The organism is Companilactobacillus miaonis (assembly GCF_036913615.1).
Taxonomy (GTDB): domain Bacteria; phylum Bacillota; class Bacilli; order Lactobacillales; family Lactobacillaceae; genus Companilactobacillus.
The window spans coordinates 18,473-32,116 of record NZ_JAYKTX010000017.1 but is presented as its reverse complement, the minus strand read 5'-3'; the positions used below and the strand labels follow the sequence as shown (position 1 = coordinate 32,116).

The 13,644-nt window shown below is 36.6% G+C and carries 12 protein-coding genes; 11 read left to right on the top strand and 1 reads right to left on the bottom strand.

Translation table 11 applies throughout. The annotated features are described in order from the left end of the window. Positions 1 to 143: 143 nt before the first annotated feature. The 11 genes from zwf (at position 144) to trxA (ending at position 13,009) form a co-directional block, all read left to right on the top strand. Positions 144 to 1,583 (top strand): glucose-6-phosphate dehydrogenase, encoded by a 1,440-nt coding sequence (zwf, locus tag U8521_RS12155; RefSeq protein WP_334352865.1) that lies wholly within the window; start codon positions 144 to 146, stop codon positions 1,581 to 1,583. A gap of 12 nt (positions 1,584 to 1,595) precedes the next feature. After that, positions 1,596 to 2,726, top strand: a complete 1,131-nt coding sequence (dinB, locus tag U8521_RS12150) for a DNA polymerase IV (protein WP_334352872.1) — start codon at positions 1,596 to 1,598, stop codon at positions 2,724 to 2,726. Continuing rightward, positions 2,719 to 3,675 (top strand): DHH family phosphoesterase, encoded by a 957-nt coding sequence (locus tag U8521_RS12145; RefSeq protein WP_334352864.1) that lies wholly within the window; start codon positions 2,719 to 2,721, stop codon positions 3,673 to 3,675. The genes dinB and U8521_RS12145 overlap by 8 nt, the downstream gene beginning before the upstream one ends. After that, positions 3,676 to 5,022: a DEAD/DEAH box helicase gene (locus tag U8521_RS12140; RefSeq protein ID WP_334331612.1), complete on the top strand. Its 1,347-nt coding sequence runs from the start codon at positions 3,676 to 3,678 to the stop codon at positions 5,020 to 5,022. It begins immediately after the preceding gene. Between the two features lie 860 nt (positions 5,023 to 5,882). Beyond that, positions 5,883 to 8,519 (top strand): alanine--tRNA ligase, encoded by a 2,637-nt coding sequence (alaS, locus tag U8521_RS12135; protein WP_334331611.1) that lies wholly within the window; start codon positions 5,883 to 5,885, stop codon positions 8,517 to 8,519. A gap of 62 nt (positions 8,520 to 8,581) precedes the next feature. Continuing rightward, on the top strand, positions 8,582 to 8,839 hold the full coding sequence (locus U8521_RS12130) for an IreB family regulatory phosphoprotein (RefSeq protein ID WP_025084641.1): 258 nt from the start codon (positions 8,582 to 8,584) through the stop codon (positions 8,837 to 8,839). Then, positions 8,840 to 9,274, top strand: a complete 435-nt coding sequence (ruvX, locus tag U8521_RS12125; RefSeq protein ID WP_334331610.1) for a Holliday junction resolvase RuvX — start codon at positions 8,840 to 8,842, stop codon at positions 9,272 to 9,274. Then, a complete protein-coding gene (locus U8521_RS12120) occupies positions 9,275 to 9,580 on the top strand; it encodes a DUF1292 domain-containing protein (RefSeq protein ID WP_425456247.1) in 306 nt (101 codons plus the stop codon). Between the two features lie 96 nt (positions 9,581 to 9,676). Continuing rightward, positions 9,677 to 10,219 (top strand): CvpA family protein, encoded by a 543-nt coding sequence (locus U8521_RS12115; protein WP_334331609.1) that lies wholly within the window; start codon positions 9,677 to 9,679, stop codon positions 10,217 to 10,219. A 53-nt stretch (positions 10,220 to 10,272) separates the two neighbouring features. Next, positions 10,273 to 12,627 (top strand): endonuclease MutS2, encoded by a 2,355-nt coding sequence (locus U8521_RS12110; RefSeq protein WP_334352863.1) that lies wholly within the window; start codon positions 10,273 to 10,275, stop codon positions 12,625 to 12,627. A gap of 70 nt (positions 12,628 to 12,697) precedes the next feature. Further along, positions 12,698 to 13,009 carry a thioredoxin gene (gene trxA, locus U8521_RS12105; RefSeq protein ID WP_334331607.1) on the top strand — a complete coding sequence of 104 codons (312 nt, stop codon included), beginning with the start codon at positions 12,698 to 12,700 and terminating at the stop codon, positions 13,007 to 13,009. Positions 13,010 to 13,061: 52 nt separating this feature from the next. Here the strand turns inward: trxA and U8521_RS12100 are convergent, their stop codons facing one another. Continuing rightward, the gene (locus U8521_RS12100) at positions 13,062 to 13,529 is read right to left on the bottom strand and encodes a DUF2507 domain-containing protein (protein ID WP_334331606.1); all 468 of its coding nucleotides are present in this window, start codon (positions 13,527 to 13,529) and stop codon (positions 13,062 to 13,064) included. Positions 13,530 to 13,644: the final 115 nt, after the last annotated feature.

Sequence of the window (13,644 nt, the reverse complement as noted above, 5' to 3'; positions counted from 1 at the left end):
GTGGTATCCTTTTAAGGAATATCAGAATACTGATGTTATAACGGCAGTAAATAAAATTAAGAAAGGAAATATACAACTTTTTGAATATAGAAATCAATCATGATTATCTATATTTCACCAAATTTTGTATAGCAGTTTAGAAAATGGCTAAAGAGAAATCAGCAATTTTTATTATTTTTGGGGGATCTGGCGATTTAGCACATCGAAAATTGTATCCTTCATTGTTCCGTCTTTACAAATCGGGTTTTCTAAAAGATCACTTTGCCGTAATTGGTACCGCACGTCGTCCTTGGAGTGATGATTACTTCCGTGAAACAGTCGTCACATCTTTAAAGGATTATTTTGATGATAGTGAAGAAGTTATGACAGAATTTGCCAAGCATTTCTTCTATCAATCACACGATGTCAACGATTCAGAGCATTATATTGCTTTGAAGAACTTGGCAAGTAAACTAGATGACCAATTTGAGGCTGGTCACAATCGCGTTTACTACATGGCAATTGCACCGAGATTCTTTGGTACGGTCGCTGAACACATCAATTCTGAAGGCTTGAAGGCAAGTGGCTATAACCGTCTGGTTATTGAGAAGCCATTTGGCCGAGATCTTGATTCTGCTTGCGAGTTGAATGGCAACATTTCTAAGGCCTTCCCAGAAAATGATATTTATCGAATCGACCATTATTTAGGTAAGGAAATGATTCAAGATATTCCGAATATTCGTAAGAATAATCCTAAGTTGGAACAAGCACTGAATAACAAGTATGTTTCTAATATCCAAATCACGCTAGCTGAATCCCTTGGCGTCGAAGATCGTGGCGGTTACTACGAAACAGCCGGTGTCTTGCGTGACATGGTGCAAAATCATATTATGCAAATCATTGGAGCCGTTGCCAGTGATGAACCAGAATCCGAAGATGCGGATGTGATTCATAAGAACAAAACTAAGCTCTTTTCAAGATTGAAGGAATTATCGCCTGAAGAAGTTGATCAAGCTTTTGTACGTGGTCAATATGACACTGATAAATTAGGGGACTTAAAAGCTTATCGTCAAGAAGATAATGTTGCAGAAGATTCCAATATTGAAACTTTTGTGGCCGGTAAGATTGAATTCGATACTGACAGATGGCGCAACGTTCCATTCTATGTTCGTTCAGGTAAGAGAATGCCTAAGAAGTCATCACGAATCGATATTGTTTTGAACGATAAGGTTGAAGAACTAGGAATCAGACCTAATTCAGTTGTGACGCTCTTGATTGAAAGAGAAAATGGTCACAGTATTTTGATCAATGGTGTGAACTACAAAGAAGCTGGTAAGGACTTTATCAAGTTCCCTGAAGAAGCAGAATTTGATAAGGCTCGTGAAGCTTATGAAAGTTTGATCATTGATATTCTTTCTGGAAATCGAGTTCACTTTACACTTTGGGATGAACTAAGAAGTACTTGGAAATATATCGATACAATCAGACAACGTTGGGATTCACAAACACCAGAATTCCCTAATTATTTGAGTGGTTCAATGGGACCAGATGCCGCTGAAATGCTCTTGGAACGTGATGGAAATTCTTGGGTTTGGGACGATTAAGGAGTCTTTGTTATCTTTTTAAAAATTCCTATTAAAATTGAAGAAAACAGAAAAGTCATCCATGTCGACATGGATGCTTTTTTCGCTTCAGTAGAAGAAAGAGAACATCCCGAATACAAGAAAAAATGTCTGATTGTCGCCCAAGATCCTAGGAAACATCATCATCACGGGGTTGTCACAACGGCCAATTATAATGCCCGAAAATATGGAGCTCATTCAGCCATGCCAGCGCAAGAGGCTGTTGATTTGATTCCGAAAGATAAACTCGTTATCACACCACCTAATTTTGATTTGTATCGTCAAGTGTCCCAACAGATCCACGATATTTTTGGTGACGTAACTGACAACTACCAATCAGTTGCGCTAGATGAAGCTTATTTAGATGTGACAGAAAATAAACTGGGTGAAACAAATACCATTAAAATTGCCAATTATATTCAGCAACGTATCGTTAAAGAGACTCGTTTAACTTGTTCAGTTGGAATTTCCTACAACAAATTTTTAGCCAAGATGGCTTCAGATTATCGAAAACCTTTTGGGCGGACGATTATTTTAGGCAAATATGCGACTGAATTTCTCAAACCGATACCGATCGAAAAATTCAACGGGATTGGTAAAGCAATGCAGGCCAAACTGCATGAGATGGATATTTACACTGGCGGTGATTTACAGAAGTTAGATCAAGATGTCTTTTTGAAAAAATTTGGCAAGATGGGTTACGTAATTTATAAACGAGTGCACGGCATTGACGATTCACCAATTGAAGGTCATCGCCTTCGTAAGTCGATTGGTCGAGAAAGAACTTATAATCGTAATTTGGTGACTGATGAACAGATCAATCATGAATTAGATTTTTTGGCTGAATTGGTCAGTCAAGATTTGAAAAAGCAACGTCAACATGGCAAAACTGTTGTTCTCAAACTTAGAAATTCAGACTTTGAAACAATTACCAGACGGATGAGTTTTCAAGACTATGTCCAAACAAAAACAGAAATTTATCGTGTTGCAAGGGATATTTATGATAAATTAAAGGTAACTGATCAAAAGATTCGCTTGCTCGGAATTACGATCACGAATCTTGATCCATTGTCGTATGAAGAGGTTTCTTTGAATTTGTCTTACAAGGAGGACAATTATGAATAGCTACGCTGAAATAATTGCAACAATTAAAAAATATGATAGAATTATCATTCTACGTCATCAAAATCCGGATCCTGATGCACTAGGGTCTCAAGCTGGTTTAGCAACGGCAATTCGTCAGGCATTTCCTGAAAAGAAAGTTTTAATTGGTGGAAATGATACTGAAGGTTTAATTTGGCTTTCAAAAGCACAAAAGGTGAGTGATGGGGATTATCAAGGTGCCCTGGTAATCGTTTGTGACACAGCCAACCGACCAAGAATTGACGATCAACGTTTTGATGATGGAGCATACTTGATCAAGATCGATCACCATCCTAATGATGATGTTTATGGAGATCAATTGTTTGTTAATACCGATGCCAGTTCTTGTTCTGAAATCATTGCCGATTTGATCGACAATACTGACGACTTGCAATTGACTAAAGAGGTCGCAAATTATTTGTACGCGGGAATTGTCGGTGATACTGGAAGATTCCTTTATCCGTCAACGACTCAACACACAATGAACGTTGCGGGTAAATTTATCGCCTTAGGAGTTGATATTGCGGCTATTAACAACAAGATGAATGAAGTTAGTTTGAAACAAGCCAAACTCCAAGGCTTCATTTATGACATTCTCCAAATCGATAAATCTGGTGCTGCTTTAGCTATTATTGATCACGATTTAATGGATAAGTTAAATCTCAATCAAGAAGAGGCTAACTCAGTTGTTTCTACACCAGGTCGCTTGAAAGAAGTTACTTCTTGGATGGAAGCTGTTCAAAAAAATGATGGAACATTTAGAATGCATTTGCGTTCACAAGGTCCAATCATTAATGAATTAGCTAAAGCTCACGATGGCGGTGGACATCCACTTGCTAGTGGTGCAACTGCTCAGAATCTTGATGAAGTTAAACAAATGTTTGAGGAACTAATAAAAATAGTGACTGATTTTAATCAGAAGGGTGAATAGATGACTAAATTTTCACAATATAACTTTAATGATGCTATTAACAAATCATTAAAAGAAATAAATTTTGATGAACCAACGAAGGTTCAAGAGGCAGTAATCTCTTTAGTGAATAAGAAAAAGGATATTATTGTTCAATCTGAAACTGGTTCAGGTAAAACACATGCGTTCTTGTTACCATCAATGAACGCTTTAAAGCCAACACAAGAAGTTCAATTATTAATTGCTACTCCAAGTAGAGAATTAGCTTATCAAATCTACGAAGATACCCAAGCAATTTTGAAGAATTATCCAGAAGAATATAACGCTTTTATCTTCGTCGGTGGAGCTGATCGTGAAAGACAAAAGAGAAAACTTGAAGCACATCAACCACAGATTGCGATTGGAACTCCAGGACGTCTTTGGGATTTGATTAAAGAAAATGACCTCCACGTAGAAAACGTTCAACGTTACGTTATTGATGAGGCTGATATGACTTTGGACATGGGATTCTTAGAAGAAGTCGATCACATTACTGATAAGTTGCCCGAAGATCGTGAAATGATGGTCTTTTCTGCAACTATCCCTCAAAAACTTGAACCTTTCTTGAAGAAATATATGCATGGTCCTCAACGAGTAGAAATTAAAAATAGCAGTATTATCCCTAAGAATGTGGATAACTGGTTAATGTTCACTCACGGCCGTGATAAAAAAGAAATTATTTATCGCTTAATGACGATTGGCGAACCATATTTGGTTCTGGTTTTCGCTAATACGAAGAAGACAGTTGATGAAATTTATCAATATTTACGTAACAAAGGCTTGAAAGTTGCCAGAATTCATGGTGGATTAACACCTAGAGAACGTAAACGGACGATGAAACAAGTTGAAAACATGGATTATCAATTTGTAGTCGCAACCGATTTAGCAGCTAGAGGAATTGATATCAACGGTGTATCTCACGTTATCAATGCGGAGATTCCAGAAGATTTGGACTTCTTCATTCACCGTGTCGGCAGAACTGGTCGTAATGGGATGTCTGGTACAGCTATCACTTTGTATGAACCAGGTGAAGAACACAAAGTTGATGAAATTGAACACTTAGGCATTAAGTTTGCTCCTAAGGATATTAAAAACGGCGACATCGTTGACGTACAAGAACGTGATCACCGTATGACTCGTAAGGCTAATCAAGAAAAACTTGATACTAAGTTAGTTGGTTTTGTTAAGAAACAAAAGACAAAACGTAAGCCCGGTTATAAGAACAAGATTAAAAAAGCTATCTCGGATGAACGTCGTCAACAAAGAAAGATTCAAATTAGACAAGAACGTCGTAAACAAAGAGATGCAAGACGTAAAAAGAATAATTAGTTAGTTTGGGGGCGGAAGTATGACGCTCCTCCGCAACAAAGCTGATTGGGCTGGAACGATGTGGGTCGACTTTGAACTACCGCAAAGTTCGCGGTATTTCAAAGCTCGACCTTATTCTAAGCAATAAATTGCTAAGAATAATTTCACATCTGAGCCCATCAGCTTTGTTGCTCCGGTGCTGAGTAACGGATCTATTTGATATTTGTGTTCCAAATATTTGAAGATAGAATTTCTTTGTTGTTAACCAATGTTCTAATTTTTATAGAATTATATTTGGAATTTTGTGTCACTCGATTGGATTAACATATTCAAAGTATCGGAATTTAATCTCTATTGAAAATAGTGTCGGTATTAAATCTTTGTACTGAAATTCAGAACGAATTTGAAATAGAACACAATATGTTTTTTTATATTACCTGAATAAGTATATAGAATCGTTATCTAGTCTGGAGCACAAGCCCTGTGATGACTCAGCCGCCAAATTATCCTTAGTGCTTTAGCACTTAGGATAAGGCCAAGCTTTGAGATTTTGCGTACTTTGCAAAAGCTCAAAGTTGTGCCGGCAGCGTTCCAGCTCATCACAGGGCTTGTGCGGAAGACGGCATCCAACCACCAAACTAGTTTTTAATTATTGACAATTTTTACATTCGTGGTTAATATTTTCTTTGGATATATCTTGTAGTAAATTTTTTCAGAGAAGGCTAGTTGGTGAAAAAGCCTAAGAATTTAATACAAAGATGCTGCCAACTTAAATTTTAGATAAAAATGTTGAGAGGCTAACGAAATCGTTGCAAACAAGGTGGTACCGCGCATGGGCGTCCTTGGGGTTGCAGCGATTTTTCGTTTTTTGGGGAGATAAAATGAAAAATTTATCAAGTGCTGAAATAAGAAAGATGTTTTTAGACTTTTTCCAAACAAAAGGTCACATGATTGAACCTAGTGCATCATTGATTCCACAAAATGATCCAACTTTATTGTGGATCAACTCTGGTGTTGCTACTTTGAAGAAATATTTTGATGGAACAGTTGTGCCAAAGAATCCTCGAATCACTAATGCTCAAAAATGTATTAGAACTAATGATATTGAAAATGTTGGTCATACAGCTCGTCATCAAACTTTCTTTGAAATGATGGGTAACTTTTCAGTTGGTGATTATTTTAAGAAAGAAGTTATTCCTTGGGCTTTTGAATTTTTGACAAGTCCTGACTGGATCGGCATGGACAAGAATAACTTGTACGTGACAACTTATCCTAAAGATACTGAAACACAAAAACTTTGGGCTGAAGTAGGAATTGCTCAAGATCACATCTTAAAAGATGAAGATAATTTCTGGGATATTGGTGAAGGTCCTTGTGGTCCTGATTCTGAAATTTTCTATGACCGTGGACAAGCTTTTAACAACTTGGCCGAAGATGATCCTGAAAGTTATCCTGGCGGAGAAAATGAAAGATATTTGGAAGTTTGGAATATCGTTTTCTCAGAACTAAATCATTTGCCAAATGGTAAGTATGTTGAACAACCACATAAAAACATTGATACGGGAATGGGCTTGGAACGTTTGGTATCAATCGTTCAAGGAACTAAGACTAACTTTGAAACTGACTTATTCATGCCTTTGATTGAAGATGTTGGTTCACTTTGTGGTAAAAAATACGGTGAAAATAAAGAAGATGACATTTCCTTTAAGATTATTGCCGATCACGCTAGAACGGTTTCGTTTGCTGTCGGTGATGGTGCACTTCCTTCAAATGAAGGTCGTGGCTATGTTATCAGACGTTTGATTAGACGTGCAGTTTTGAATGGTAAGAAATTAGGTATTAATGGACCATTCCTTTACAGATTAGTTCCAATTGTTGGTAAGATTATGGAAAGCTACTATCCAGAAGTTAGCCAACAAAAAGAATTTATTTCTAAGACAATTCAACAAGAAGAAAAGCGTTTTTCAGAAACTTTGGATGCTGGACTTGCATTGCTTAACGGCGTAATCAGTGATTTGAAGAAAAATAATCAAACAGTTATTGATGGAAAATCAGCTTTCAAACTTTACGATACTTATGGATTCCCTATGGAATTAACTCGTGAATATGCAAGTGACGAAGGACTTAGTGTTGACGAAGCTGGCTTCAAAGAGAACATGGAAGAACAAAAGCAACGTGCTCGTGAAGCTCGTGGTAACTTACAATCAATGGGTATGCAAGATGAAACTTTGATGGAAATCAAGACACCTAGTGAATTTGTTGGTTATGATAAGAATGTAACTGAAAGTACTTTGAAGAATATTATTGTTGACGATAAAGAAGTAACTAAGGTTTCTGAAGGTCAAGCTCAATTAGTCTTTGACACAACTCCTTTCTATGCTGAAATGGGTGGCCAAGTTGCTGATGTCGGTAATATTTATGATTTGAAAGGGAATCAAGTTGCTGAAGTTATTGACGTTCAACATGCCCCTAATGGACAAAACATTCATCTAGTAAATATCATGTCAGAAATTTCAACTGAAACAGAGTACAAACTAGAAATTGATGTTAACTTCCGTGAAAAGGTTCGTCATAATCACACAGCTACTCACTTGTTAGATCAAGCCTTGCGTGATGTTGTCAGTTCAAGAACTCATCAGGCAGGATCATTAGTTGAACCTGATTACTTGAGATTTGACTTTAATAGCAATCAAGCTTTGACTGAGGAACAAATTTCTCAACTCGAAACAATTGTTAATCAAAAAATTTGGGCTGCTATTCCTGTTAAGACAGAAGTTTTACCAATTGAAGAGGCTAAGAAGAAAAAGGGTGCTATTGCTTTATTTAGTGAAAAATATGGTGATACTGTGCGTGTTGTTGAAGTGGATGATTACTCAACTGAATTCTGCGGTGGAACACACGTCCGCAATACTTCTGAAATTGGCTTGTTCAAGATCACTTCAGAATCAGCCATTGGTTCTGGTACTAGAAGAATCGAAGCTGTAACTGGTGAAGAAGCATTTGCTTACTTAAATGAACAATTGCAAACATTGCAAAAGACAGCTAAGAATTTGAAAGTCAACCAACTCAAAGATGTTCCTAGTCGAGCAACTCAAGTTATTGACGAAATTAAAGATTTAAAACGTGATAACCAAAACTTGAAGACACAACTTACAAGTCAAAAATCAGCAGAGGTTTTCGATAATGTTGAAGAAATCAATGGCTATAAGGTGATTGCCAATATTATCCCAGCCGATATGGAAACATTGAGACAACTTGCTGATAAATGGAAGAATGAAAATAAGTCAGATATTTTAGTTTTAGGTGCTAGTGGAGATAATAAAGCTAGTCTAGTTGTAGCAGTTAATAAAGATGCCCAGGGCCATGGAGTCAAAGCTGGCGATTTAGTTAAGAAGATTGCCAAGGAGATCCAAGGTGGCGGTGGTGGCCGTCCAGATATGGCTCAAGCTGGTGGTAAAAATCCTGCTGGTTTAACAAATGCGTTACAATTAGCTAAAGATATTATTAAATCTTATTAAAGTGGGCTATAATTGAACTAAGCATTCTAGTCACTTAAATATTTGTTATATGGAGGTTTGCCATGAGTTCACTTGATAAAACTATGAGTTTTGATTTTAATGAAAACAAAGGTAAAGATGTCAAGGAAACACTAGAAAGTGTTTACCAATCACTAGAAGAGAAGGGATATAATCCAATTAATCAAATCGTTGGATACTTGCTTTCTGGTGATCCTGCATACATTCCAAGACATAACGATGCCCGTAATTTGATTTTGAAACATGAAAGAGACGAGATAATTGAAGAACTAGTTAAGAGTTATCTCAATCAAGGTAAATAAATGCGATTATTAGGTTTAGACGTTGGTGCAAGAACCGTTGGTGTTTCAGCAAGCGATTTATTGGGCTGGACTGCACAGGGTGTAGAAACTATTCATATGAATGAGAAAAAAGAGGATTTCGGTTTAGATAGATTAGGCGAAATCATCAAAGAAAAGCAGGTTACAGGTATTGTTCTGGGACTGCCTAAAAATATGAATAATTCTGAAGGACCACGGGCAGAAAAATCGCGTGAATACGGTAAAATGATTCAAGACAAATTTAATTTGCCAATTGATTTTATCGATGAACGTTTGACGACTGTTCAAGCTGAAAGAATGCTGATTGATGAGGCTAATGTGTCTCGTAGAAAGCGCAAGAAGGTAGTCGATAAAATTGCTGCCGAAATGATTCTGCAGAATTATCTTGATGCCAAAGGTAAACTAACACGAAATTAGGTGATAAATATGAGTGAAAAACAACCACCAAAAGATTTAGATGAAGTAATTTTAAGTGATGATCAAGGTAATAAAGAAGTTTTTAAAATTCTCTTTACTTTCGATTCAGATGATTATGGTAAATCATATGTCTTCTTATATCCTAAGAATTCAGAAGATTCAGACGAGATTGAGGTTCAAGCCTTTTCATTTACACCCGATAAAAATGGGGATGTCGATGCAGGTGAATTAAATCCAATTGAAGATCCTGAGGAATGGGATATGGTTCAAGAGGTTTTAAATACCTTCACAAGTGACGAAGAATAGGATAAAAATAACGATTGGCGCAAGCCAATCGTTTGGTATTTCTATCTTAAATATGATTCACAAATTTGATTTTAATGATTGATGTAAGGGGAAATAATGCTAAGTCTGTTACTTATTTTACTTTTGATTTATGGATTTTATATTGGTGCTCGCCGTGGCTTAGTCATGGAAGCATTTTACGCAATTGGATATGGTTTGTTCTTTTGTTTAGCATGGGTATCTTTCAAGACACTCGGTCCTAAATTTGAAATGATCGTACCTTATCCTTCCGCTAGTCTAGGCAGTGAGTTTGCCTTTTTCTCAACAAAAGTTGGTATGAAATTAGACGATGCATTTTACCGGGCATTCGCCTTCATTTTTATTTGCTTCATTGGTTGGATCATTATGCGTTTTGTTGGTCTTTATTTTAAAAGACTGACTTATTTTCCAATGTACAATGATGTTAATATTTTGAGCGGTGGAATCATTGGTTTTGTAGTAACATACGTGACAATTTTTATGTTGTTATTGTTGTTGGCTATGATTCCTGTTACCGGAATCCAAAATGCTCTAAATCATTCATTTGTCGCTTCAACGATGATCAAAAATACGCCAGTATTAACTGAAGCGTTGAGTCATCTGTGGATCGGCGTAATGTAACTTTTGAGACTGAGACAATTTGTTTCAGTCTTATTTTATAACAGGAGAGAACGATGAATAATAAAGCTTTGAAAGTATTAGAGTTTGACAAAATCAAAGCTGAAATTGCCAAATATCTAATCACAACGCGTGGGAATACTCTCTTAAAAAAATTAATGCCAATGTCGGTGGAATCAATCGTTCAAAGATTGATCGACCAAACTAAAGATGGTGCCGATATTTTACGAATTAAGGGGGAAATCCCAGTTAGAAAATTAGCTGATCTACATGATCAAGCTAATCGTTTGAAAAAAGATGGGAACTTGAACGGAACTGAGTTAGCTCAAATCGGTCAAGTGCTCCAAAATACAACTGAGTTAAAAGAATTTTTTGCTGGGTTAAAAGATGACCAACTGGATCTTCGTGAACTATACAAATTAGACGATAAATTGATTGATAATCCTGGATTAACCAAACGTATCTCACGTTCTTTGGATGATACTGGTCGAGTTTTAGATACTGCTTCGGATGATTTGAAATATATTCGTGGTCGAATCAGTCGCTTAAATGATCAGATCAGACAAACGATGGAAAAATATACTCGTGGTAAGAATACGAAGTATTTGACTGAAACAATCGTTACTTTACGTGATGATCGTTTCGTTATTCCGGTGAAAACTGAATATAAGACAAAATTCGGTGGTGTCGTTCACGACCAAAGTGCCAGTGGACAAACACTTTATATCGAGCCCCAAGCGGTTGTCGGTTTGAATAATCAGTTACACGAATCGCAAGTTTCAGAAAAGATGGAAGAAGTCAGAATCTTAAATGATTTGTCTGATTTAGTCCGTCCGGAAATTGATGAAATCGTCAAAAATAACGAAATTTTAGCTCAATTTGATTTAATTAATGCTAAAGCAAAGTATGCTTGTGAAATAAAGGCCACAGAGCCCGTTATTTCAAAAGATAATGTAGTTGACCTAGTCAATGCAAAACATCCCCTGATCGACCCTGATAAGGTTGTAGCTAATGATATCAAAATGGGTGATGGCTATAAGACAATGTTGATCACAGGACCAAATACTGGTGGTAAGACTATTACCATGAAAACTTTAGGTTTGATTCAATTGATGGCTCAAGCGGGACTCTTTATTCCTGCTCGTGAAGAAAGCCAAATTGCAGTTTTTGACGAAGTCTTCGTTGATATCGGTGATGAACAGTCGATTGAACAAAACTTGAGTACTTTCTCGTCACACATGGATAATATTATTAATATCATTCATAAAGTTTCGAGTCATAGTCTAGTCTTGATCGATGAGTTAGGTGCTGGGACAGATCCTCAAGAAGGAGCCGCTATTGCGATTGCTATCTTGGAAAAACTAGCCCAATCACACTGCTTTATCATGGCTACGACCCATTATCCAGAATTAAAAGTTTTTGCTTACAACACTCCGGAAACAATCAATGCCAGCATGGAGTTTGATGAGAAATCACTCAAGCCGACTTACAAGTTATTGATTGGTATCCCTGGTGCAAGTAATGCTTTCAATATTGCTGCTCGTTTAGGGATGGATCGTTCAGTTGTTGAACGAGGACAATCACTGATGAATGGTGAGAGTCAAGATTTGAACAATATGATTGCTGATCTTGAGAATCGTCGGAAGGAGTTTGAACAGAAGAACCAACAGTTGCAAGTTCAATTGTCGAAGAATAAAGCTGTTCAAGAGACTTACGAAAAGAAGAGCGATGCGTTAGACAAATCGAAAGCATCAGAAATACAAGCTGCGAAAGTCCGGGCTAATCAAATTGTTGCCAAGGCTAAAAAAGAATCCGATAAAATCGTGACTCGTTTGCGTAAATTGGAACAAGATGGTGTGGCTGTTAAAGAAGACCAAATCATTTCAGCTAAAACTAATTTGAAGAATCTTCATCAAGATGAATCACTCAAGAAGAATAGGGTCTTGCGTCGGAATAAACGTCGTCAGCAATTAAAAGTGGGTGACACCGTTAAGGCCTTGCCATACGATCAGATTGGTACCATTGTCCGTAAAAACAAGGATAATCAATATGAAGTTCAATTGGGTATCTTGAAGATGAAATTTGGCGAAGATGATTTGGAAAAAGTTCAAGATGTTCAACCGGAACCAGAAAAGAAGCCAACGATGGTCAAACGAACGAAGAGTTCAGGTCTGTCAAGCAAGCTAGATTTACGTGGTAAACGTTACGAAGAAGCAATGTCTGATTTAGACCAATACATCGATGAAGCTTTATTAGCAGGTTACAATCAAGTTACGATCGTCCATGGCTTTGGTACTGGAGTTATTCGCAAGGGAGTAACTAATTACTTACAAAGAAATCCGCGGGTTAAGTCATTTGGATATGCTCCAGCTAGTTCAGGTGGATCTGGTGCAACTATAGTTGATTTATAATTTGCAAGCAGATGTTTTTTAATGATAGATTAATAATGATAATATTTACAGAGTGAAGGAGTGATCAATAATGGTTGATGAAGTAACAGATAAGAGTTTTGAAGAAGACACAAAAGATGGTGTCGTTTTAATTGATTTTTGGGCAACATGGTGTGGTCCATGTAGAATGCAATCACCAGTTGTTGAAGAATTATCAGAAAATGATGATTCCGTTAAATTCTTAAAGATGGATGTTGATGCTAACCCAGATACAGCTAAGTCATTTGGTATCATGGCTATCCCAACATTGATGATCAAAAAAGATGGCGAAGTAGTCGATAAATTGACTGGCTTCCACAGTAAAGCTCAACTAGAAAAGATTCTAGACGGATATGCTGATTAATAAAAAAAACCTTCAATTCAAATGCGAATTGGAGGTTTTTTTGGTGTATACTTTAGTTTCGATCAATTTGTATTTTAATTGAAACCTTTTTGGCTTTGCTGTCAACGGTATAAGTACCTAAACAAAAGGCACCAATTGTTCGTTCGACAGTTTCAGCGATTATTCCAGTCTCTAATGAAAATTCTGGATCATCATTATTAGTATCGAAACGCTGGATAACTTCAGGACCACTCAGAGTGTAAATGTAACTATGTTTAGTTTGCTTAGTTATTTCCAAAGTTCCAAAAGCGGCTTTTTGGAATAAGTCAGGTAAGCTTTGCATGTCGAGAATCAATTGTCGGCTCAAATTTTTTCCAGCCCAATATAATAGTTCCACAGTGTCTTTATCAAGTAAATCAGGAAGGATAAAATCACGGAGTACTGAAACGGCAAAGTAATTTTCAGTTAACGTGTCTACATTTTTATTATCTTGAGTATTAGTTAACTCTGGTTTGTTGAGATCATTAGGTTTTGCGGCCATTGTTTTAACTCCTTTTTTTAGACAATTTATTATATCATTAGAGTAATTGCTTTTTAAGTCAATGTAAAAGATAGTATATGATTATTTTTTTAAAATACAATCAATTCGCTTAAAC